Raw genomic sequence first — 22,067 nt, forward strand, 5'->3', positions numbered from 1 at the left:
AGGGGCGCGGCCCATATTCAACGCAATGAAGGTTAATTGGGGCGCCAGTGTGGCGCGGGCTTTTGAAATGTGGCGAAAATGGGGCGGGGGTCTCTGCGGCCTGTCGCCGCGCCAATTCCCTCTGCTTTTCTTGAATTTGCCTGAATTGACCCCTAGCCCGGAGGCCAACCAGACAGCCAAGGTGACGGCGTGAAGATCGGCTACATCCTTAACACCTACCCCTCTCCCTCGCAGAGTTTCATCCGCCGCGAAATGCGCGCTCTGGAACGCCGCGGGGTGGCCGTACAGCGTTTCGCCATGCGGCCGTTCGAGGGCGATCTGCCCGATCCCGCCGACCGGGACGAGAAGAAGGCGACCGAATACGTGCTGGCGCGCGGGCTGCCGGCGCTGCTCTGGGCGGTCTTCGTCATGGGCCTTCAGGCGCCGCTCAGGATCTACAAGGCGCTGTTTCTGGCCCTGCAGGCCAGCCGCGGCTCCGAAGCCGGGTTGCTGAAGCATCTGATCTATTTCCTCGAGGCCGCCTATGTCGCGCGGCGGCTGGGCGAGCTGCAGATCGACCGCATGCACGCGCATTTCGGCACCAATTCGGCGACCGTGGCGATGCTGGCGGCCGAGATCAGCGGCAAGCCCTTCTCCTTCACCGTCCATGGGCCCGAGGAATTCGACAAACCCGCCGCCATTGCCCTGCCCCTGAAACTGCAGAAGGCCGAATTCGCGGTGGCGATCTCGTCCTTCGGGCGCAGCCAGCTGTGCCGTCTGGTCGACTACCGGGTCTGGCCGCGCATCAAGGTGGTGCATTGCGGGATCGAGCCGCAGCATTACGACGCCGCCCGCCCGATGCCCCTGACGCGGCCCATGACCATGGTGAACATCGGCCGCTTCGTTGAACAGAAGGGCCAGCTCATTCTGATCGAGGCCCTGGCCGAGGTCACGCGCCGCGGTGTCGACGTCAAGCTGGTGCTGGTCGGCGATGGCCCGATGCGCCGCCCGATCGAACGCGCCATCGCTCAGTCAGGCCTCGGCCACCGGGTGGAGATCACCGGCTGGCTGGACGAGGCCGGTGTCCGCCGCCAGATCGACAATGCCCATGCGCTGGTCCTGTCGTCCTTTGCCGAGGGGCTGCCGATGGTGGTGATGGAGGCCATGGTCTCGGCCCGGCCCGTCATCGCCACCTGGATCGCCGGCGTGCCGGAACTGGTGCAGGACGGCCGCACCGGCTGGATGGTGCCGGCAGGCGATGCGCAATCGCTGGCCGAGGCGATCACCCAGCTGGCCACCAGCCCCGACGACAAGCTGCGCCGCATGGGCACCACTGCGCGCGCCCGGGTCATGGTGCGCCACAACATTGATACCGAGGCCGCCAAACTGGCCGCGCATTTCTGTCAGCGGCCGCGCACCCAGCCGGTCTGAGAACCCCAGCCCGCGCGCACCGCGATCTTCACCGCGGCATAGACACCGAAGGCGATGGGATCGGCCAGCGCCCGGCGGATCAGCCAGGCCTTGCCGGGGGCATCCTTGCCCTCGTTCGCCATCAGTGCGGGTTCCAGCGCCATCAATTCGCTGACCCCCTGATCCTGCCGCCTGCGGACCCTGACCAGCCGGTCGAAGCCCTCGACCAGCGGCCAGCGATAGGGGGCAGGGACTTTCACCCGCTCAGCGGGCGTGAACAGCACGCGGACATAGGTGTCGTCGCTGATGATGCGCGGGAAAGTGCCCCAGCGCGCCCTGCCCTGCCCGTTCACCGCGTAAAGGCCGAAGCCAGGCACGCCCTCGGCCACGAAGGGCAGCCGGGTCCAGAACCGGGCGAAGGCCCGCGTGACCCAGCTTTGCGCCGTCACCACCGGCGTGCCCGAGGCATAGACAGCCCCCGGCCCCGCCAGCGCGGCGGCGATCTGGGCCATGAGGGGAGGCGAGACCAGCACATCGGCATCGAGGTAGACCCGCGACGGGAAATCGGCCATCGCCTCGCCCGCATCCAGCGCGCCCATCTTGCCCAGCGCCGGCAGGTCCATGACCAGCAATTGCCAGCGTCGTGCCGCGAAAGCCGTCGCATGGGCCAGCGCCCGGGCCACGGTGTCGTCGGTGCAGCCATTGGCGGCCACGATGACCTGCGTGCCCTCGGGCCCCGACGACGCCAGCAGCGCGCCGAGGCAGGCGTCGATATAGGCGCCCTCGTTGCAGGCGGGGATGACGATGGACAGGCTCACGGTGCCGAGGCCTCCATCAGCGCGTCCCAGCGCGGGGTGGAATCGTCGAGGTGGCGCAGATGGCCCCAGGAGCCCCAGACGCTGGGCCGCGAGACATCGTTGAAGGCGACGAAGGGCGCGGGCGTCAGCGCCTGCCAGCCGCGGATCAGCTCGCGGTAGAGGTCGCCCATCTGCGGCGAATAATTCAGCGCCTCGAAGAAGGCGATCCGTTCCTCGTCCTGATGGTCGCGGGGATGGGTCACCACATGCGTGCCGCCTTCGTACATGACCAGCGCCATGCCGTGCTCGGCCGCGACCCGCGCGTGATGGGCCAGCGTCCGGTCCAGAAGGTCGCGCACCGAATTCTCGGCGCTGCCCGAGAGGGAGCCGTCCCGCAATTCCTGCGCCGCCCAGTCGATGGCCCGGTCGAAGCGATGCGCCTCGACGTAATCGCGCAGCGCCCGGGCGCTCAGACCCTGCGCCCGCCCCTCGGTTTCCGCCGCCGCGCGGCTGTCCACCAGCCAGCGCCGCACCAGATCGGATTTCGATTCCGCCTGCAGTTCGCCGCTGAAATAGCCGGTGACGGCGAGGGCATCGAAGAAGTCGCGCGGCGGGCGGTGGTGGGCGGGGTCCTCGGCCATGAAATCGGGGGCGTCCAGCATCACGCTTTCCAGCCCCAGCCAGGCGGTGAAAAGGCCCAGCACCCGCACGCGCCGCGCCTCGTCCCCCTGATAGACCTCGTCGATCAGCCGCATCACCTCGGCCGCGCGGACGGCGCCGTACTGGACCCAGGCGGAATCGACGTTCCAATGGCTGCGTCCGGTCTGGTCGGCCCAATGCGCCTGATCGAATTGCCAGTTCCAGATCTCGTTCGAGAATTCGAACCAGCCGCGCAGGTCGGGCCTCAGCCCGTCCCGCACCGCCAGCGCGAACTGGCGGACGTATTCGTCGTCGGCCAGATGCGGCAGGGTGAACCAGGGCTCGGCGCCGGTTTCGTTGGCGAGGCGCAACAGGATTTCCAGCGGCACGCCCCGCCGCGACCAGGAATAATCGCCGACCTGCGGGCGGTCCTGCCACTGGCTCAGCGTCGAGTGGTTGGTCAGCATCCAGTCCATGAAGCGCAGGATTTCCATATCCCCCACAAGCGCCAGCCAATCGGGGTTGAAGACCTCGCCCTGCGCGGCGCGGTCGAGGTTGCGCTCATGCACGATCCGCAGGTTGCGCAGGGTGCCGCGGTTGAACTGGATCAGGACGCCCCCCTGCCCCGGCGTGAAGTCGAAGGTCGCGCTGTTGTCGCCATAGCGCACATTCCGCGCCGCGCCGTCGAAGCCGAGGTTGGCGCTGCCCTCCCAGCTGGCGTGCCAGGTGCCGGCGGCCGAGGTCATCCCGGCCGGCAATTCGTTCAGCACGAAGGTCGAGATACGGCGCAGCCCGCGCGGGAAGGCCACGACCCAGCCGTCGGCGTCCAGCGCGCCCGCCGCGAAGAGCGCCGGTTCGTCCATGCCGCCCCAGCCCTCGCCGGTGTGGCCGGTCCAGCGGCTGGCGCTGTGCATGACGTCGATGAAGGGCAATTCGGTGGACCAGCCCGCGACCTCGGCCAGGTTCAGGCCCAGCGCCCGGCGCCCCTCGCGCGGGGCGGTGTCGATCTGGGCTGCGGCGGGCAGCGCCAGGGCCAGAAGCAGGATCAACGCGCGACCGAGGGCGCGGAGCGGCGAAAATGGCATGGCGATCGGGTCCCTTCGGCGGCCAAGGGCCAATTTAGGATGGACTTTTCCCGACATTCCAGCCTTTTCTCCAACGCAGGAACAAAGGGATAGACGCGCCGGTATGGCATCGCTGGTCATGCTCTCGCCCGCCCCGGTCGTCGAATTGCCGGGGGGCGAAGTCGTCCTCGACGTGAAATTCGTCGAGGGCATGAAACTGCACTGCCAACTCTGGCCCGGGGCGGTGCGCTGCGTCATGCGCCGCGGCCCCCACCATATCGACGCGCCGATGCGCTATTCGGTGGCGCAACTGGGCTTCGACCTGATCGTGCTGGACCCGGGCGCCCCGGTGCCCGAGCTGCTGCTGGACAGCGCGACGCTGGTCTATGTCGCCGCCGATGACATGAACTACCTGCATCTGCCCAAGGCGATGGAGGGGCGGCTGGGTAAGCTGGTCTACACGATCGAGGAGCCGCTGGGCGGGCGCATCGCCCATGCGCTGGCTGCCAGCCCCTCGATCCGGCGCAAGCTGGGCGGGACCTGGTGGAACCTCCGGCGCGAGGGCGGGCTCAAGGCCGCCCTCAGGGCCGCGGATGCGGTGCATTGCGACGGCTATCCGGCGCATGACCGCTACCACCGGCTCAATCCCCGCTCGCTGCGCTACCTCGACAACCGGATGCGCACGCCGATGATCGCCCGCCCGGCCGAACAATCCGAGCGCGCCGCGCATCTGCACCGGGGCGAGCCGCTGCGGCTGGCCTGGTTCGGCCAGGCGGATGCGATGTCGGGGGTCGAGGATCTCTTGCCGATGGCCTTCCTGCTGCGCCAGCGCGGCATTCCCTTCCGGCTGGAGATGTTCGGCACCGGCCCGCTGGCGTCGCGCATCCAGAACGGGATCAGCGGGCTGGGTCTGGGCGATTGCGTCTCGCTGGCCGCGCCGGGGGCCTTCGATCCGGTGCTGGTGCCGCATCTGCGCCGCGCGGCCGATCTGTTCGTCGCGCCCCTCAGCCTGTCCTCGCCGCAAAGCGCCTATGTCGAGGCCTTGGGCTGCGGCCTGCCGATTCTGGGCTATGGCAACCGGATGTGGCGGCGGATGCAGGCGGAATCGGGCGCGGGCTGGGTGGTGCGCCGGGGCAGCGTGCAGGGGCTGGTGCGCCAGATCGCGGCGCTGGACCGCGACCGGGTGGCGATCATCGAGGCCTCGCGCCGGGCGGTGGATTTCGCCCGGGCCAATGCCTTCGAGCAGGTCTTCGCCCGGCGGATGACCGACTTGCGGACCATCGCCGGGGTGGAGTGACCCCCGTAGGGTGGGATTTCATCCCACCCCTGGGCGCTACCTTGCGATCCGCGCGGCGATGGCGGGCAGCTCGGCCCAGTCGCTGAAGGCCTCGGTATGCGGCAGGGCCTCGATGGGGTTCTTGCGGTAGCCCTCGGTATAAAGCGCGAAGGGCACGCCCGCGGCCTGGGCCGTCGCCGCATCGACCTCGCTGTCGCCGACGAACAGGCACAGCCCCTCGCCCAGCTCTTCCAGCGCGGCTTCCAGCGGTTCGGGTTCGGGCTTCATCCGGGTCAGGCTGTCACCGGCGAAGACCGTTTCGAACAGGTCCTCCCAGCCGAAATGCTTCAGCACGGCGCGGGTCGGCACCATCGGCTTGTTGGTGCACAGCCCGATCCGCCAGCCTTGCGCCTTCAGCGCGGCCAGCGCATCCTCCACGCCCGGATAAACCTGCGTCAGGTCATGCGCCTTGCGGTATTCCTCGGCGAAGACGGCGCGCATGCGCTCGGTCCGCTCGGGGATGTTGGAACCCGCCACGGCGCGCTCCAGCCGTTCGACGAAGACCCGCGCGCCGTTGCCGACGAAGCTGCGGGTCTGGGCCAGCGTCACCTCGGGCAGGCCCTCGGCCCGGACGGTGGCCGAGGCGGCGTGGTGGATGTCGGCGGCGCTGTCGATCAGCGTGCCGTCCAGATCGAAGACAATTCTCATCGGGGCCCTCATGCCGGGATCGCGTTCAGCGGGCGTTCGCGGATCGGCAGATGCACGATGGCCGAGAAGGCCCCGACGCCGACGCCGACCCACCAGACCAGCGTGTAATCGCCATACACGTCATAAAGCGCGCCGCCCAGCCAGACGCCCAGGAAGCCGCCGATCTGGTGGCTGAGGAAGACGAAACCATAGAGCGTGCCCATATAGCGCAGACCATAGATATGCGCGACCAGACCCGAGGTCAGCGGCACCGTCGCCAGCCACAGCGCGCCCATCAGCAGCGAAAAGATCAGCACCGAACCGGGCGTGATCGGCAGCGCGATGAAGAGGCCCGCAACCACGGTCCGCGCCAGATAGATCCCGGCCAGCAGGTATTTCTTGGTCCAGCGCTTGCCGGCCCAGGCCGCCAGCAGCGTGCCGCCGATATTGGCAAGCCCGATCACGGCGATGGCCAGCGCCCCCAGCGCCGAGGTGGTGGTGATGCCGATCCCGGCCAGGAAACTGTCCGGTGCGATGGCGCCGCACATCTCGGTCACCATCGCCGGGAAGTGGGCGGTGATGAAGGCGAGCTGATAGCCGCAGGAGAAAAAGCCCAGGAAGATCAGCGAGAAGGACGGGTCCTTGAAGGCCTGCGTCAGCGCCTGACCCAGCGATTGCTGCAGCTCGGCCTTGGTCGCCATGGCGGGCGAGCGCATCATCGGCAGCACCAGCAGCACGGCCAGGATGGCGACGGCGAAGATGATGAACACGGTCTGCCACGGGTAATAGCTCAGCAGCACCTCGGCAATCGGCGCGCCGATCACCTGCCCCGCCGAGCCCGCCGCGGTGGCGACGCCCAGAGCCAGCGAGCGGTTCTCGTCCGAGGCGGCGCGGCCGACGACGGCCAGGATCACGCCAAAGCCGGTGCCCGCCACGCCGAAGCCCACCAGGATCTCAAGCAGCTGCATGGTGCCCGGCGTCATGGCGAAGGCGGTCAGCAGCAGACCCACAGAGTAGAACAGCGCGCCGAGGATGATCGCCTTGCGGTCGCCGAAGCGTTCGGCCACGGCGCTGAACATCGGCTGGCCGATGCCCCAGGCGAGGTTCTGGATGGCGATGGCCAGCGAGAAATCGGCCCGCGGCCAGCCGAATTCCTCGGCAATCGGGATCTGGAACACGCCGAACGAGGCGCGGATCGCAAAGCCGATAAGGATGACGATCGAGCCGCCGATCAGGACGGGCGTGAACAGCGGGGCGCTACGGGCGGTCGACATCGGGTCCCTCGGGTCAAGCGGGTGTGAGCCCGCTTAACCTGTTCAAGAACCCGTGAGCGTCAAGGCCAATTCAACGGGCCTGCGCATGATATTCCGCGTTGGGTTCCATGCCGATCGCTGATGCGACACGGTTCGACATGGCATAGAACCCGGCCACCGCGGCGATATCGAAGATATCGCGGTCGCTGAAGCCCGCGTCGCGCAGCGCCTGGCGGTCGGCTTCGACCACCTCGGAGCTGGTCTTGGTGATCTTCTCGACGAAAGTCAGCATGGCGGTCTGCCGCGCATCGAGATGCGCGAACCGCCAGTTCATCACCATCGCCTCGCCCAGCGCCGGGCTGCCCAGCGCGCGGACGGCGGCACCATGGGCGACCTGGCAATACCAGCAGCGGTTGATGGAACTCACCACCACCGCAATCATCTCGCGCTCCAGCTTCGACAGGCCGGACTCGCCCAGCATCAGGTCGTTGTACATGACCGTGAAGGCGTTCAGCTTGTTGATGTCGAAGGTATAGGCCTGCAGCACATTGGGGATCATCCCCAGCTTTTCCTGACAGATGTCGAAATAGCGCTGGGTCGCTTCGGGCAGCGGATCGACGGGCGGCAGGTTCAGGGCGGTGACGGGCTTACTCATGATACTCTCTCCCGGTAGTGATAGGCGGATGTCTCGGTCATGCCGAGGCCAAGGTAAAGCGCGCGCGCTCCGGCATTCGCCTCGGTCACGGCCAGCGCCAGTGTATGCGCACCGTTCTGCTGCGCCCACCAGGCCATGCCGCGCATCATCCCCGCGCCGACGCCCTGACGGCGGAAGGCGGGTTCGACATGCACCGCATGGACCATGGCGATGCCCCGATGGATGGCGAGGAAGCCGACGCCTGCCGGCTTGTCGCGGATCCGGGCGATGAAGCTCATCTTCGGATCGACCGCGCGGGCCATCACCGCAAGCCGCTCGGGGCCGACATGTCCCTCGGCCCAGATCCGCCGCTGGATCGCCAGAGGCGGCCAGATCGTCGGCAGCGACACCGCCTTGGGCTTGGCAGCCAGCGCCTCGACCGGGGCTTCCATCAGCACGGTCGGGTCGATGATCCGGTAGCCGCGAGCCTCGAGCGCGCGGTCCAGATCCTCCTGCCCCGGGCGCAGCTGGAAGAGCGGCGCGTCCAGTGCATCCAGTGCGGCCTCGTCGAACGGGCCTTCCAGCAGCGCCGCGCTGACCCGCTTGCCACCGCCCGCCCCGTCGCGCAGCCGATAGGGGCCGCGGGTCTGGCTGGCGGCCGGGGGCCACGAGGCCTCGAGCGCGTCGAAAAGCGCGTCCGTCCCGGTCATGCCGCCCCCGCCAGCGACGCCAGTTCCACCATCGCCGCGGCCAGCAGCCCGGCATCGGTGCCCCGCACCACCAGCTGCGTGCCATAGGCGCCGTTGCGCTGATAGGGATAGGAGCCGAAACTGAGCGCCGGATATTTCCCGGCCAGATCCTTCAGCGCCTGGGCGATCTCGCCCTCGCCGCGCGGCACGTCGATCATCTGGCTCAGCAGAGGGTCGCCGCCGGTCAGCCCGGGCAGGACGCTGGCCACCATCGCCTCGAAGATCGCCGGAACCCCGGCCATCACATGGACATTGCCCAGCGTGAACCCGGGCGCGGCGGAGATCGGGTTGTCGATCAGCGTGGCGCCCGCAGGAATCCGCGCCATCCTGAGCCGCATCGCGTTCAGCTCCAGCCCGGTGCGCTGGTAATGCGCCTTGAGGATCTCATGCGCGTCGTCCCGCACGTCGATGCCGACGCCAAAGGCCGCCGCCACCGCATCGGCGGTGATGTCGTCATGCGTCGGCCCGATCCCGCCCGAGGTGAAGACGTGGTCATAGGCCCCGCGCAGCGCGTTCAGCGCGGCGACGATGGCGGCGTGATCGTCGGCCACCACGCGGGCCTCGCACAGGCGGATGCCGCGGCCGGTCAATTGCGTGGCCAGATGGTTGGTGTTGGAGTCGCGGGTGCGGCCCGACAGGATCTCGTCCCCGATGACGAGCATGGCGGCGGTGGGGTTGCCCATGGTGTCCTCTCTCTTCTGAGCGGACGTTAGCGCCGTTCCACGGGCTTTCCAATGTGCCTTTGGCGGGGCTCAGCGATGGGTGACGAAGGGGATCTTCACACCCAGCGTCAGCGTCAGCGGCGAGAAGCCGCCCGAGCTGACGGCGCGAAGCTGCCCCAGACCGGCCGCCAGTCGCCAGTTCTGGCCGACGCGGTAATCGACCTCGGCGCGCAGGCCCGCGACCAGACCGCCCGCGGTGTTGACCCCGCCGCCGCCCGCCGCGCCCAGCTGGCCCTCGATCGACAGATGCCAGCGCTCGCCGATCGGAATCTCGTAACCCAGCCCGAACATGCCGACCGCGAAACCGGCCACGCCGCCGCCCACCGCCGTGGCGGCGGTGCCGGTGACGTAAAGCCGCTGGCCGACGAAATAGTCGAAGCTCGAATATTGCATCGCCGTGTAGGCGGCGGTGTTGCCCGGGGCGACGAAATAGCCCGGGCCGGTGCGCTGGATCTCGATCCCGCCGGTATAGGCCCAGCGCTGCCCGGCCCCGCCCGGTCCCTGCCGGTTCAGGTGATGCGTCAGCCCCAGCGACAGCCCGGCCGAGCGATACTCGCCGTTGACGGCGCCGGTGGCGACCGCGGCCAGTTCGACATCGAGGGTGCGCGTGACCGGCACCGCCACGCCCAGCGACCCGCGCAGGATGAGGCCCGCGCCGGTATCGACCAGCCCGCCGCCCGCGAAGCCGGCCGAGCCCTCGGCGAAGAACGACAGCCGCCCGACCGAGACCCGCTGACGCAGGCCGCCGGTGATTTCCATGTAACCCTGTGCGCCGCGCGCGGCACCGGCGCTGCCGAAGGTGAACTGCGTGCTGGGGCCGAGGTCGAAGAACACCCGCGCCCCGGCGATGCTGAGATCGTCCTGCGCCCCGGCCGAGCGGTTCAGCGTGCCGCTGGGCGAGACCATCTGCGTGACGACCGCGCCGATGGCGTCGAATTCGGGCACGCCCGCACCCGGCGTTCCGCCGCCGCCGATCCGGTAGCGCAGGCCCAGGCCATAGGCCGGTCCGTCAATGGGGGCGCCGTCGATGCGGATCCATGAGGCGCTGGCCTGAAGCTCCCACGCTGCCGTGAGCCGGTAGTCGAGCGAGGCCGCGGCGCGCAGCATCAGCCCGTCGCCGACCACCTGCGAGGCCCCGCCGCCGCCGCCGATGAAACCCGCGAACGAGAGGCCGAAACGCTCGCTCAGCGGCACCCGGGCCACGCCCTCGAAGCCCCAGAAGAACGCCCCGCCCGCATCGCCCAGCGCCGCCGAATAGACCGAGCCGCCGACGCTGAACGTCGGGCTGATCCGCCGGCCGATATAGAGGCGGTGCAGCCCCTCGATCAGGGTTGCCGGATTGTCGATGGCCTCAAGCCCGGTTTCGATGTCGAAACCCTGAGCCTGGGCGGCGCTGCCGAGCCCAAGGCCCGCGGCCAGAGCGAGCGTGGCGGGGAACAGGCGGCGACTGACATACGGCACGGGGGCGACCTCGATCTGTTCTGGCTGGCTATGGCGCCGAGAGTGACGCAGGGTCGGCCTTCGGGGAAGGTGAAAAGGGCGGGCAAGGCGCTTTCGCTGCCAATCGGCGGCCCCATGTTGCAGCAAGGCCGCGCTCTGCCGGGGCCTCGCGGCGCGGCGGGCTGGCCAAACAGGCGATTCGCGCCTATTTACGGCGTGAAACAAAGAGGTCAGCCCGTGTACGACAAGAAAGGTACCGTCACCCGCGAGGGGATCCGTATCCATGAACCGGCGGATTTTGCCGGGATGCTGAAGGCCGGGCAGGTCGCGGCGCAGATCCTGGACGACATCGCCCCGCATGTCTTTCCCGGCCAGACCACCGGCGAGATCGACCGCCTGATCGAGGAGATGGTCAACGCCCATGGCGCCAAATCCGCGACCATCGGCTATCGCGGCTATCAGCATGCCAGCTGTATCAGCGTCAACCATGTGGTCTGCCACGGCATTCCCGGCGACAAGCTGCTGAAGAACGGCGATATCCTGAACATCGACGTGACGGTGATCGTCGACGGCTGGTTCGGCGATACCTCGCGCATGTATGTGGCGGGCGAACTGGGCCGCAAGGCGGAACGCCTGATCCAGGTGACGCATGACGCGCTGATGCTGGGGATCGAGGCGGTGAAACCCGGCAACACCTTCGGCGACATCGGTTACGCGATCCAGAGCTATGTCGAGGCGCAGCGCATGTCCGTGGTGCGCGATTTCTGCGGCCACGGTCTGGGCCGGGTGTTCCATGCGCCGCCGAATGTACTGCACTACGGCCGCCCGGGCCGCGAGGCGGTGCTGGAGGAAGGCATGTTCTTCACCATCGAGCCGATGGTCAATCTCGGCCGTCCCGAAACCAAGGTGCTGGCCGACGAATGGACGGCGGTGACCCGCGACAAGTCGCTGTCGGCGCAATTCGAGCATTCGGTGGGTGTCACATCCGACGGTTGCGAAATCTTCACGCTTTCGCCCGGTGGAAAGTTTCATCCGACCTGGGGCTGACTAAACCCCGAAGTTGAAAAACGGCGGCCGCGAGGCCGCCGTTTCAATTCCTGATTGCCGTCGAATTCCTCAGAGTTGAAATTCGACTTTCCGAAGATCGTATTGCATCGCCGTCGCCAAAACGGAAACGGCGCCGCAACGGGGTCTCAGATCGCCATGTCGTCCAGGGTCTTGCCCTCGGCGAATGCCGCCTCGACCCAACGCGGGCGACGGCCACGGCCGGTCCAGGTCTGCGACGGATCCGCCGGATTGGCGTATTTCGGGGCGGCGGATTTCCGCGTGCGTTTCGAGGAAAGCTCGGTCAGATCGGCGGCGGTCAGGCCACGTTCGCGGGCAAAGGCCTCGACTTCGGCCAGGGCTTTGCGGCGTTCACGATCCTTGAATTCGGTAATCGCGGCGTCGACGTCCTTTTGCAACTGCTTCAACTCTTTAAGCGAAAGGCTTTCGAGTTCGATCATTCGCTTCTGTCCTCACGGAGTTTGAATCAAGTGAGGCTGATTTGCACCTTTTTCCGCGGTGCGTCAATTGCAAAACGCAATACATCAAAAGGTTGAGTTACGGGTTTCACGCCAGATCATGTAAATGCCCGCGCCCAGGATCAGGCTAATGCCGATCCAGGCCACCGGATCGGGCCATTCGCCAAAGACCAGCAACCCCCAGAAGATTGCCATCGGCATGGCGGCGTATTCCAAAGGCGCGACCAGCGCCGCCTCGCAAAGCCGGTAGGCTTGTGAAATCAACAGGCCGCCCAAAGCGGTTCCCAGCCCCGCCAGCAGGAAGAACGGCAGATCCTCGGGACGCGGCCAGATCCAGGCGCGCAGCAGGAATTCCAGCGCTGCCCCCTCGCCTTCGCCCGCCCAGCGGCCCGATCCGAACGTCAGGCCGAAAATCACACTGAACAGCAGAAAGGTGATCTGGATATAGAAGGCCATGGTCGGCGCCCGCTCACCGATACCCAGGCTGCGGGTCATGATCTGCAATCCCGCATAGCCCGTTGCCGCCAGAAGCGGCAGCAGCGCCACCAGCGAGAACGACTCCGACCCCGGCCGGATCACCACCACCACGCCCAGCAATCCCGCGGCAATCGCCGTCCAGCGCCGGGGCCCGACCGTCTCGCCCAGGAAAATGACCGAGAACAGCGCGATGACCAGCGGGCTGACGAAGAAGATCGCCGTGGCATCGGCAATCGGCATCGCCGCCAGCGCCACGAAGAAGCACATGTTGGAAAAGACCACGAAGGCGCCGCGGATCAGGTGTTTCCCCGGCTGCCGGGTGCGCAACAGCGCATAGCCCCCCGACAGCGGCACGATCACCGCCAGCAGCACGGCCAGCGCCACCAGCGAGCGGATCAGGATGACCTCGTGCAGCGGATAGCCGCCTGACAGCGCCTTGACCGACATGTCGTTGAGGGTGAAGGCCACCGATGCCCCGATGGCGCAGAGCGCGCCCTGTGTCGGGATCGACAGCACGGCCCTCATCGCGCGCGGGCCAGCAGGCGTTCCAGCGCCTGGGTGAAGCGCGACCGGTCCCGTGGTCCGAAGGCCTTGCCCGAGCCCTGCCGGAACGGATCGGCCGAGCGCAGATCGGCGGCAAGGTCGCGCATCGCCAGCGCCTGACCGATGCTGGCGGCGGTCAGCACCGTCCCGTCGGGTTTGATCACCTCGGCCCCGGCATCGATGCAGCGCGCGGCCAGGGGGATGTCGGCGGTGATCGCCACATCACCCGGCACGCAGGCGGCGGCGATCCATTTGTCGGCCTCGTCGGCGCCCTGATCGACATAGACCATCCGCACCAGCGGGTGATCGACCGGTCGGATCCCGCCGTTCGAGACGATCACCACCGGCACCTTGTGCCTCAGCGCCACACGCAGGGATTCCTCGCGCACGGGGCAGGCGTCGGCGTCGATATAAAGGCTGGGCATGGGCACCTGTTTGTTAACAGATGCATCTATGCCCAGCGGCTGCCTTTATTGCAAGCTCAGTGCCCCAGCATGCAGCAGCCCGACAGGCCCTGCGCCTGACCGCGCCAATAGATCTGGCCCTCAAGCCCATAGAGCCGGTCGCTCATCCCGTCCGAACAGACGCTGTTGCGGATCACGGCGAAGCCTTCGCGCGCGCCCTGGAACGGCAGGGTCAACGTGGGCGGAAACTGCGTGCCGGGCAGGTGGGGCGCATCGGAGCGAACCTCGAACGAGGTATCGGGGGCGATGTATTCGGCGCGATTGTCGGGCAGGAAGAAGCGGAAGGTCCAGAAGGGCTCGGTCCCCAGGCAGGTCAGGGTCTGCTGACCGTCGCGCCAGCTGTCGGTGCGCTCGGCCTGCAGATAGCGCATCGAGGTCCAGCCGATCCCCTCGTCGATCCGCACCAGACCCCAGCGGCGGTCCTCGGACAGGCCCACGACCTCGATCCCGACCTGCGTACGCTCGAACCGGCCGACGATGGCGGCCCGGGCATTGGGTTCGGCGCGGATGTTCAGAACGTCCCCGGCCGAGACGTTGACCACCCGGAACAGGGCCGGGAAATCCTGGGCGGCGGCAGTCTGGGCGAAAGCCAGAGCGAGAAGCAGGGCGGCAAGGCGGAGCATGAAAAGACCTCGTGTCAAAAAAGCGGGCGGCAAAAGGAGGTGCCGGTCCCGATCCTAGCACGGAAATTCCCGCCCGGGGATGCGAACACCGATTTGTCAGGTGCCGCGGGTCAGCTCTTGGCGCCCCAGCTGAGCGAGGCCCGGCGGCGCGTGTAGAATTCCGCCATCAGCCCGAACAGCAGGCAAGCGGCGGTGATGGCGACCGGGTAGATCAGGCTGGTGTAATGCGGGTTGTAATTGAGAAAGGCGAAACCGCGCGCCTGGTCGATGATGTGAAACAGAGGGTTCCAGGCGAAATAGGGCAGCATGATCCCGGGCAGCGCATTCGCCACGAACATCTTGCCCGAGGCGAACATGTTCACCCGGGTATAGATCTGCTGGATCAGGGCGACCAGTTTCGGCGCCCAGGGTTTGGCGGCCAGAAAGATCGTGCCGACCGCCACGCCCGAAAACCAGGCCAGCAGCATCATCAGGATGCAGCCCAGCGGATCGTGGACGACCAGCGGCTGCCAGGCGGCGTGATAGAGGAACAGCACCACCGCCACCGACAGGATCTGCATGTAAAGCTCGCCCAGCGCGGCGGCGCCGATGGCGACGATCGTGTTCATCGGCGCGTGCTTCATCATCGCCGAGGTCGGACCCTCGGCCCCGAAAACCGCGCCGATGGCCTTGACGTGGCACATGTAGAGGAAGACGCCGGTCATCAGATAGAGCATGAAATCGCCCCGGATCCCGGTGGGGCGCCAGCCGCCGAACAGGTACATGGCGTAGAAGACGCCGACCAGCATCAGGGTCTGGGCGATGTTCAGCAGCAACCCGATCAGCGCATTGCCATGCGAATTGCGGACCGAGCGGACGCCGGAATGATAGATCAGCTCGAGAATCGTGAAGGCCGAGGCGACCCACGCTTCCTGTCTGCGGTTATTGAGCATCCGCGCGATTCCCTGCCGCTGGCCTGCCGTCCGGCGCCGAACCTTGCCTTCCGGGCCGGGGCAAGGATAAGGCGAAACCCGTATTCATTCAACTCACCGCCCCGAAGGACCCTCACGATGACCGACGCTTTCCAAGGCCTTGTCGAAACCGCCTTCCGGCGCATCGCGCTTCAGGCCGGTGCGGTGATCATGCAGGTCTATGCCCGCCCGGATTTCGAAGCCCGCGCCAAATCCGACAATTCGCCGGTGACCGAGGCGGACGAGGCCGCGGATGCGCTGATCCGCGCCGAGCTGGCCAAGGTCTTTCCCGACATCCCGGTGGTGACCGAGGAACTCTCGGACAGCCATTCGATCCGGGCCGATCGGTTCATCATCGTCGATCCCCTGGACGGCACCAAGGAATTCGTCCAGCGCCGCGGCGATTTCACCGTCAACATCGCGCTGGTGGAAAACGGCGTGCCGGTGCGGGGCGTTGTCTATGCCCCGGCCAAGGAGCGGCTTTTCTACACCCGCGCCGACGGCTCCTCGGTCGAGGAACGGGGCCCCTTCGGCGATGCCGCGGGCAGGCTGGACACGATCCACGTGTCGCAGCCGGACAATGACGCGCTGCTGGTCGTGGCCTCGAAATCGCATCGGGATGCGGCGACGGATGCCTACATCAACCGCTATGCGGTGAAGGACGCGAAAAGCGCGGGCTCGTCGCTGAAATTCTGTCTGGTGGCGACGGGCGAGGCGGATTTCTATCCGCGCCTCGGCCGGACGATGGAATGGGATACGGCGGCCGGTCATGCCGTGGTCCTGGGCGCGGGCGGACAGGTGCTGCGCTTTGACGACCACAGCCCGCTGACCTATGGCAAGCCGGGCTACGAGAATCCCTTCTTCCTGGTCCTGGCGCCCGGCGTCACCCTGCGCTGAGTCGCCCGGGCCCCGATCCGGTGCTTGCCCGGGGTCAGGACGCTGCAATGCGGCATTTGCCCCCGGGATTTCCCCAAAACATCAACAAAACCTCGATTTCACGACACAATCGCGCCTCGATTAACATTCATTAACCCCCTTGTGGACGAAATAGACCGTCAGTCATCGACAGCAAGGTGGACCCTCCGATGCGCAATAAAGTCACGAAAGCCGTTTTCCCCGTTGCCGGCCTGGGCACGCGTTTCCTCCCGGCCACCAAGGCCGTTCCGAAAGAGGTGCTGACGCTGGTCGACCGCCCGCTGATCCAATACGCGATCGACGAAGCGCGCGAAGCCGGGATCACCGAATTCATCTTCGTGACCTCGCGCGGGAAATCGGCGCTGGAGGATTACTTCGACCGCGCTCCGGAACTGGAGATGTCGCTCAAGGCGAAGAACAAGACCGACTTGCTGGAGATCTACAATCAGACCTGCATGGACTCGGGCTCGATCGCCTATGTCCGTCAGAACCAGGCGCTGGGCCTTGGCCACGCCGTGTGGTGCGCCCGTCACCTGATCGGCAACGAGCCCTTCGCCGTGCTGCTGCCCGATGACGTGATCGCCGCCGAGAAGCCCTGCCTCAAGCAGATGGTCGAGGCCTACGCCGAAACCGGCGGCAACATGGTCGCGGCGATGGAAGTGCCCGATGACAAGGCCTCGTCCTATGGCGTGCTCGACGTGCCCGCCTCGGTCGGTTCGGTGATGCCGGTGCGCGGCATGGTCGAGAAGCCCGCCCGCGGCACCCAGCCCTCGAACATGGCGGTGATCGGCCGTTACATCCTGTCGCCCGAAGTGATGCTGGAGCTGGACAAGAAACAGACCGGCGCCGGTGGCGAGATCCAGCTGACCGACGCGATCGCCAAGCAGATCGAGACCAAGAACAACGTCTTCGGCTACCGCTTCCAGGGCCAGCGCTACGATTGCGGCTCGAAAGCCGGGTTCCTGCAGGCGACCGTCGCCTTCGGCCTGGCCCGCGACGACCTGCGCGAAGAGCTGGAAGAATTCCTCTTCGACATGATGGCGATGCGCCACGCGGCCGAGTGACCCGGGGCCGGTCAGACCGGCATCCGTTCGATGCATGGGGCCCTTCGGGGCCCCTTTGCCATGCGGGCTTGTGATAATACCGACCGAATGGTACGGTCCCTCATGCCAAGGCCGACCAAGCAGACCCCCGAACGCGGCAGCGCCCGCCAGCGCCTGCTGGAGGCGGCGCGCGACGTGATCCGCGCCAAGGGCTTCGCCGCGACCAGTGTGGACGAGCTTTGCGCGGCCGCCGGGGTGACCAAGGGCGCCTTCTTCCATCACTTCGCCAGCAAGGAAGCGCTGGGGATCGCCGCGGCCGAATTCTGGGGCAGTTCCACCGGCGCGCTTTTCGCCGGGGCCCCCTATCACGCGCCTACTGATCCGCTGGACCGCGTGCTGGCCTATCTCGATTTCCGCCGCCTGCTGATCGGCGGCGAGACCTGGCAATGGACCTGCCTTGTCGGGACCATGGCCGAAGAGGTTCACCAGACCCATCCCGACATCGCCCGCGCCTGCGGTGAGGCGATCTTCGGCCATGCCGCGACGCTGGAGGCCGATATCGCCCTGGCCATGGCCCAGCACGGCATCAGCGAACCCAGCGCCGCCAGCCTCGCCCGTCACACCCAGGCGGTGCTGCAGGGCGCCTTCGTGCTGGCCAAGGCCGGTGGCGGGGTGGAGGCCGGGCAGGAGGCGCTGGATCACCTGAAGCGCTACGTCGAATTGCTGTTCAGGAAAGGCGAGACATGACCCGCATCACCTGCCCCTGCGGCCAGACCGCGCTGGACCTGACCGGTCCGCCGATCCTTGCCGCCACCTGTCATTGCACCTCGTGTCGGACGGCGGCCGGGCAGCTGGCGGCGCTGCCCGGGGCCCTGCCGGTAACGGACGCAAACGGGGGCACGCCCTACGTGCTGTGGCGCAAAGACCGGGCGGCGGTGACCCGCGGCGCGGAGGGGCTGCGCGAGCACAAGCTCAGCGCCAAGGGCAGCCGCCGGGCCGTCGCGAGCTGCTGCAACGCGCCGATGTATCTGGAATTTCCCGGCGGGCATTGGCTGAGCCTCTATGCCGCGCGCTTCGATCCGCCGCCGCCGGTGCAGATGCGCACCATGCTGATAGATGCGCCGCCGGGCAGCGTTCCCGATGACGGCATCCCGGGGGCGCGGCGGCAATCCCTCGGATTCATGATGAAATTGCTGGGCGCCTGGGCCGGCACCGGCTTTCGCTTCTTCAAGATGGCCCCGATGCCCCCGCTGGAGGAACCGCGATGAGCGACAAGATCGAGGTGCAGAACGTCACCAGCCCCGACCGCACCACCCGTGTGGACCGCGCCAAATACGAAGCCGCGCGGGCGGCGCTGATGGCGGTTCTGCCCGATGCCGCCCCCGGCATGACCCCGGCCGAGGCGCAGAAGGCCATGGTCCCGCATCTGCCCGAGGATCTGTTTCCCGGCGGCGAGAAGGTCGGCTGGTGGATGAAATGCGTTCAGCTGGATCTTGAGGCCAAGGGCATCCTGACCCGCGCACCGAAGCCGCCCGTTCGCCTGTGGCGCGTCTAACCCCTTGACGCAGCGCCCCTTCCGGGCCGAGGGTGACCCCGTTCCGCCGGAGGTTCCCATGCGTATCCTTGCCCTGATCCTGTCCCTTGCCGCCGCGCCCGCCTGGGGCCAGAGCCTTGCCGCCAGCCTGTCTGGCGATTGGTCGGGGGAGGGGCAGCAGGTCGGGGGCGAGGTCTGGGACATCCGCCTGCATCTGCACGCCGACGGCGCCGTGGTCGACTTCCCCGACATCGGCTGCGCCGCCTGGTGGGAGTTCACCGAGCACCGCGCCGATCAGGTCACCGGGGTCGAACATCTGGCCGCGGGCTTTGACCTGTGCATCGACCAATCGGGCATCCGGCTGAACACCGACGCCAAGGGCGGGCTGCGCGTCACCTGGACCGATCCGGCCGGCGCGGTCATCGCCACTGCGGCGCTGGACAGGCGCTAGGCGGACACCCCCCGCTAAAACCCCAAATATTGTGGCCGGAGCGTGACATCCCCCGGGGAATCCGCTATCAGCACAGGGGAACAATCACGGACGGACGGCATGACGGCTCAACCCGCCCCGCGCGAGGAATACGGCGCGGATTCCATCAAGGTCCTCAAGGGCTTGGACGCGGTGCGCAAGCGCCCGGGCATGTATATCGGGGACACCGACGACGGCTCGGGCCTGCACCACATGGTGTACGAGGTGGTGGACAACGGCATCGACGAGGCGCTGGCCGGTCACGCCACCTCGGTTTCCGTCAAGATTCACGCCGACAGCAGCGTCTCGGTGCGCGATAACGGGCGCGGGATTCCGACCGACATCCACCAGGAAGAGGGCGTCTCGGCGGCCGAGGTCATCATGACCCAGCTGCACGCCGGGGGTAAGTTCGACCAGAACAGCTACAAGGTCTCGGGCGGTCTGCATGGGGTCGGCGTCTCGGTGGTGAACGCGCTGTCCGACTGGCTGGAACTGCGCATCTGGCGCGGCGGCAAGGAATGGTACGCCCGGTTCGAAAACGGCGACACCAAGATCCACCTGCGCGAGGAAGGCCCGGCCGAACCCGGCCAGAAGGGCACCGAAGTGCGCTTCATGGCCTCGTCCAAGACCAACCGCCCGGACGGCACCTTCTCGAACCTCGAGTACGTCTTCAAGACGCTGGAGAACCGGCTGCGCGAACTCGCGTTTCTGAACTCGGGCGTCCATATCATCATCGAGGACGAGCGCCCTGCCGAGCCCCTGAAGACCGAATTCCTTTATGAGGGCGGCGTGCGGGAATTCGTGCGCTACCTCGACCGGTCGAAGAACCCGGTCATGCCGGAGCCGATCTTCATTTCCGGCGAGAAGGACGGGATCGGCGTCGAAGTGGCGATGTGGTGGAACGACAGCTACCACGAGAACGTGCTGCCCTTCACCAACAACATCCCCCAGCGCGACGGCGGCACCCATATGGCGGGCTTCCGGGGTGCGCTGACCCGGACGATCACCAAATACGCCCAGGAAAGCGGGATCGCCAAGAAAGAGAAAATCGCCTTCACTGGCGATGACGCGCGCGAGGGGCTGACCTGCGTGCTCTCGGTCAAGGTGCCCGACCCCAAGTTCAGCTCGCAGACCAAGGACAAGCTGGTCAGCTCCGAGGTGCGCCCGGCGGTCGAGAACCTGGTCAACGAAAAGCTCAGCGAATGGTTCGAGGAGAACCCCGGCCCGGCCCGCCAGATCGTCGGCAAGATCGTCGAGGCGGCGCTGGCCCGTGAGGCCGCCCGCAAGGCGCGTGACCTGACGCGGCGCAAGACGGCGCTGGATGTGGCCTCGCTGCCCGGGAAACTGGCCGATTGCCAGGAACGCGATCCGGCGAAATCCGAACTCTTCCTGGTCGAGGGTGACTCGGCCGGCGGTTCGGCCAAGCAGGGACGCTCGCGCCACAATCAGGCCGTGCTGCCCTTGCGCGGCAAAATCCTGAACGTGGAACGCGCGCGCTTCGACCGGATGCTGTCCAGCCAGGAGATCGGCACGCTGATCACCGCCATGGGCACCGGCATCGGCCGCGACGAATTCGACATCTCGAAGCTGCGCTACCACAAGATCGTCATCATGACCGACGCCGACGTCGACGGCGCCCATATCCGTACGCTGCTGCTGACCTTCTTCTTCCGGCAGATGCCGGCGCTGATCGAGGGCGGCTACCTCTACATCGCCCAGCCGCCGCTGTTCAAAGTGGCGCGCGGCAAGTCCGAGGTCTATCTCAAGGACCAGCCCGCGCTGGAGGATTACCTGATCCAGCAGGGGATTGAGGGCGCCGTGCTGAAGCTCAGCAATGGCGAAGAGATCGCCGGGGCCGACCTTCACCGCGTGGTGGAGGCGTCGCGCAGCTTCAAGCGCGTGCTCGATGCCTTCCCGACGCATTACCCGCGCAACATCCTGGAACAGGCCGCCATCGCCGGGGCCTTCGATCCGGGCAAGGCCGATGCCGACCTGCAGCTGGTGGCCAATACCGTCGCCCAGCGGCTGGACATGGTGGCCAAGGAATACGAGCGCGGCTGGACCGGCCGCATCACCCAGGACCACGGGATCAAGCTGTCGCGCATCCTGCGCGGGGTCGAGGAGATCCGCACGCTGGACGGCGCCGTCCTGCGGTCCGGTGAGGCGCGGCGCCTGGCGCAGGTCTCGCAGCAGCGGCGCGATGTCTACACCGATCCGTCGAAACTGGTGCGGCGTGAGCGGTTCCAGACCATCCACGGGCCGATGGATCTGCTTCGGGCGATGCTGGAAGAGGGCGAGCGCGGGCTGTCGCTGCAGCGCTACAAGGGTCTGGGCGAGATGAACCCCGAACAGCTGTGGGAAACCACGCTGGACCCCGAGGCGCGCACGCTGCTGCAGGTGCGCATCGAAGATGTCGCCGAGGCGGATGACATCTTCTCCAAGCTGATGGGCGACGTGGTGGAACCCCGCCGCGAGTTCATCCAGCGCAACGCGCTGAACGTGGAAAACCTGGACGCTTAAGGCGTCAGGTCAGCCTTGGCGCCGGCGGCGAGGGCATTCAGCCTCTCGCGGCTGGCGCAGAAGGACGGCGCCTCGGTGGCAGCATCCTTGCCGGACAGCTCACGCTCCCAGCGCGAGCATTTCCGGCTGTGCCAGCACAGCGCGCAATTGCTCAGCATATCCGACAGGCCCTGAGGGGTCAGCGCCTCGGTCTTGATCGCGGTGCTCAGGTCGATGCCCATCTTGGGGGCAATCGTCCAGACAGCAGCGGCGGGGCGGTTGATGAAATGCATGGACAACGGCGGTCTCTACGGTTCTGCTTGCCTCGGTCAACAGTCTGGCACTGGCAAAAACACACCCGTTACACGCACATTCCC

The 22,067-nt window shown here is 67.1% G+C and carries 24 protein-coding genes; 10 read left to right on the forward strand and 14 right to left on the reverse strand.

What is annotated here, in order from left to right; all coding sequences use genetic code 11:
* Positions 1–189 precede the first annotated feature (189 nt).
* Positions 190–1,410 carry a glycosyltransferase gene (locus VDQ18_RS10235; RefSeq protein ID WP_323020842.1) on the forward strand — a complete coding sequence of 407 codons (1,221 nt, stop codon included), beginning with the start codon at positions 190–192 and terminating at the stop codon, positions 1,408–1,410.
* On the opposite strand, the gene VDQ18_RS10240 is transcribed toward VDQ18_RS10235, so the two are convergent.
* Together VDQ18_RS10240 and VDQ18_RS10245 are read right to left on the reverse strand one after the other, a co-directional pair.
* Positions 1,383–2,207, reverse strand: coding sequence for a glycosyltransferase family A protein (locus VDQ18_RS10240; RefSeq protein ID WP_323020843.1), 825 nt, complete (start codon positions 2,205–2,207; stop codon positions 1,383–1,385). The two genes, VDQ18_RS10235 and VDQ18_RS10240, sit on opposite strands and share 28 nt — an antisense overlap.
* Positions 2,204–3,910 carry a hypothetical protein gene (locus tag VDQ18_RS10245; protein WP_323020844.1) on the reverse strand — a complete coding sequence of 569 codons (1,707 nt, stop codon included), beginning with the start codon at positions 3,908–3,910 and terminating at the stop codon, positions 2,204–2,206. Before VDQ18_RS10245 ends, VDQ18_RS10240 begins: the two co-directional genes overlap by 4 nt.
* A 103-nt stretch (positions 3,911–4,013) precedes the next feature.
* Here VDQ18_RS10245 and VDQ18_RS10250 point away from each other — a divergent pair, with 103 nt between their 5' ends.
* The gene (locus VDQ18_RS10250) at positions 4,014–5,186 is read left to right on the forward strand and encodes a glycosyltransferase (RefSeq protein ID WP_323020845.1); all 1,173 of its coding nucleotides are present in this window, start codon (positions 4,014–4,016) and stop codon (positions 5,184–5,186) included.
* A 36-nt stretch (positions 5,187–5,222) separates the two neighbouring features.
* On the opposite strand, the gene gph is transcribed toward VDQ18_RS10250, so the two are convergent.
* The 6 genes from gph to VDQ18_RS10280 all read right to left on the reverse strand — a co-directional run bounded on the left by gph (position 5,223) and on the right by VDQ18_RS10280 (position 10,671).
* Positions 5,223–5,873 carry a phosphoglycolate phosphatase gene (gene gph / locus VDQ18_RS10255; protein WP_323020846.1) on the reverse strand — a complete coding sequence of 217 codons (651 nt, stop codon included), beginning with the start codon at positions 5,871–5,873 and terminating at the stop codon, positions 5,223–5,225.
* A gap of 8 nt (positions 5,874–5,881) precedes the next feature.
* The gene (locus VDQ18_RS10260; RefSeq protein ID WP_323020847.1) at positions 5,882–7,126 is read right to left on the reverse strand and encodes an MFS transporter; all 1,245 of its coding nucleotides are present in this window, start codon (positions 7,124–7,126) and stop codon (positions 5,882–5,884) included.
* A gap of 70 nt (positions 7,127–7,196) precedes the next feature.
* Positions 7,197–7,760, reverse strand: coding sequence for a peroxidase-related enzyme (locus tag VDQ18_RS10265; RefSeq protein WP_323020848.1), 564 nt, complete (start codon positions 7,758–7,760; stop codon positions 7,197–7,199).
* Entirely contained in the window at positions 7,757–8,449 is a 693-nt protein-coding gene (locus tag VDQ18_RS10270) for a GNAT family N-acetyltransferase (protein WP_323020849.1), read from the reverse strand. The genes VDQ18_RS10265 and VDQ18_RS10270 overlap by 4 nt, the downstream gene beginning before the upstream one ends.
* Positions 8,446–9,171: a competence/damage-inducible protein A gene (locus VDQ18_RS10275; protein WP_323020850.1), complete on the reverse strand. Its 726-nt coding sequence runs from the start codon at positions 9,169–9,171 to the stop codon at positions 8,446–8,448. The genes VDQ18_RS10270 and VDQ18_RS10275 overlap by 4 nt, the downstream gene beginning before the upstream one ends.
* Positions 9,172–9,240: 69 nt before the next feature.
* Positions 9,241–10,671, reverse strand: a complete 1,431-nt coding sequence (locus VDQ18_RS10280) for a hypothetical protein (RefSeq protein WP_323020851.1) — start codon at positions 10,669–10,671, stop codon at positions 9,241–9,243.
* A 216-nt stretch (positions 10,672–10,887) separates the two neighbouring features.
* Between VDQ18_RS10280 and map the strand changes: the two genes are divergently transcribed.
* The gene (gene map, locus VDQ18_RS10285) at positions 10,888–11,697 is read left to right on the forward strand and encodes a type I methionyl aminopeptidase (protein ID WP_323020852.1); all 810 of its coding nucleotides are present in this window, start codon (positions 10,888–10,890) and stop codon (positions 11,695–11,697) included.
* A gap of 146 nt (positions 11,698–11,843) precedes the next feature.
* On the opposite strand, the gene VDQ18_RS10290 is transcribed toward map, so the two are convergent.
* From VDQ18_RS10290 to VDQ18_RS10310, 5 genes are all read right to left on the reverse strand, one after another.
* Positions 11,844–12,155 carry an H-NS family nucleoid-associated regulatory protein gene (locus tag VDQ18_RS10290; RefSeq protein ID WP_107754388.1) on the reverse strand — a complete coding sequence of 104 codons (312 nt, stop codon included), beginning with the start codon at positions 12,153–12,155 and terminating at the stop codon, positions 11,844–11,846.
* Positions 12,156–12,239: 84 nt separating this feature from the next.
* On the reverse strand, positions 12,240–13,175 hold the full coding sequence (locus VDQ18_RS10295; protein ID WP_323020853.1) for a DMT family transporter: 936 nt from the start codon (positions 13,173–13,175) through the stop codon (positions 12,240–12,242).
* Entirely contained in the window at positions 13,172–13,618 is a 447-nt protein-coding gene (locus VDQ18_RS10300; protein ID WP_323020854.1) for a YaiI/YqxD family protein, read from the reverse strand. The genes VDQ18_RS10295 and VDQ18_RS10300 overlap by 4 nt, the downstream gene beginning before the upstream one ends.
* 56 nt (positions 13,619–13,674) lie before the next feature.
* Positions 13,675–14,280 (reverse strand): hypothetical protein, encoded by a 606-nt coding sequence (locus VDQ18_RS10305; RefSeq protein WP_323020855.1) that lies wholly within the window; start codon positions 14,278–14,280, stop codon positions 13,675–13,677.
* A gap of 110 nt (positions 14,281–14,390) precedes the next feature.
* Positions 14,391–15,212: an ABC transporter permease gene (locus VDQ18_RS10310; RefSeq protein WP_323020856.1), complete on the reverse strand. Its 822-nt coding sequence runs from the start codon at positions 15,210–15,212 to the stop codon at positions 14,391–14,393.
* 117 nt (positions 15,213–15,329) lie between these two features.
* Between VDQ18_RS10310 and cysQ the strand changes: the two genes are divergently transcribed.
* The 7 genes from cysQ to gyrB all read left to right on the forward strand — a co-directional run bounded on the left by cysQ (position 15,330) and on the right by gyrB (position 21,711).
* Positions 15,330–16,127, forward strand: coding sequence for a 3'(2'),5'-bisphosphate nucleotidase CysQ (gene cysQ / locus VDQ18_RS10315; protein ID WP_323020857.1), 798 nt, complete (start codon positions 15,330–15,332; stop codon positions 16,125–16,127).
* Between the two features lie 188 nt (positions 16,128–16,315).
* On the forward strand, positions 16,316–17,209 hold the full coding sequence (gene galU / locus VDQ18_RS10320) for a UTP--glucose-1-phosphate uridylyltransferase GalU (RefSeq protein ID WP_323020858.1): 894 nt from the start codon (positions 16,316–16,318) through the stop codon (positions 17,207–17,209).
* An 87-nt stretch (positions 17,210–17,296) separates the two neighbouring features.
* Entirely contained in the window at positions 17,297–17,935 is a 639-nt protein-coding gene (locus VDQ18_RS10325) for a TetR/AcrR family transcriptional regulator (protein WP_323020859.1), read from the forward strand.
* A complete protein-coding gene (locus VDQ18_RS10330) occupies positions 17,932–18,456 on the forward strand; it encodes a hypothetical protein (protein ID WP_323020860.1) in 525 nt (174 codons plus the stop codon). The genes VDQ18_RS10325 and VDQ18_RS10330 overlap by 4 nt, the downstream gene beginning before the upstream one ends.
* Positions 18,453–18,743 carry a DUF6958 family protein gene (locus VDQ18_RS10335; RefSeq protein WP_323020861.1) on the forward strand — a complete coding sequence of 97 codons (291 nt, stop codon included), beginning with the start codon at positions 18,453–18,455 and terminating at the stop codon, positions 18,741–18,743. Before VDQ18_RS10330 ends, VDQ18_RS10335 begins: the two co-directional genes overlap by 4 nt.
* Before the next feature lie 58 nt (positions 18,744–18,801).
* Positions 18,802–19,173: a hypothetical protein gene (locus VDQ18_RS10340; protein WP_323020862.1), complete on the forward strand. Its 372-nt coding sequence runs from the start codon at positions 18,802–18,804 to the stop codon at positions 19,171–19,173.
* Between the two features lie 99 nt (positions 19,174–19,272).
* Positions 19,273–21,711: a DNA topoisomerase (ATP-hydrolyzing) subunit B gene (gene gyrB / locus VDQ18_RS10345; protein ID WP_323020863.1), complete on the forward strand. Its 2,439-nt coding sequence runs from the start codon at positions 19,273–19,275 to the stop codon at positions 21,709–21,711.
* Here gyrB and VDQ18_RS10350 read toward each other — a convergent pair.
* On the reverse strand, positions 21,708–21,983 hold the full coding sequence (locus VDQ18_RS10350) for a DUF6455 family protein (RefSeq protein WP_323020871.1): 276 nt from the start codon (positions 21,981–21,983) through the stop codon (positions 21,708–21,710). The two genes, gyrB and VDQ18_RS10350, sit on opposite strands and share 4 nt — an antisense overlap.
* Positions 21,984–22,067: the final 84 nt, after the last annotated feature.

Source organism: Pararhodobacter sp. (assembly GCF_034676075.1).
Classification (GTDB): Bacteria; Pseudomonadota; Alphaproteobacteria; order Rhodobacterales; family Rhodobacteraceae; genus Pararhodobacter.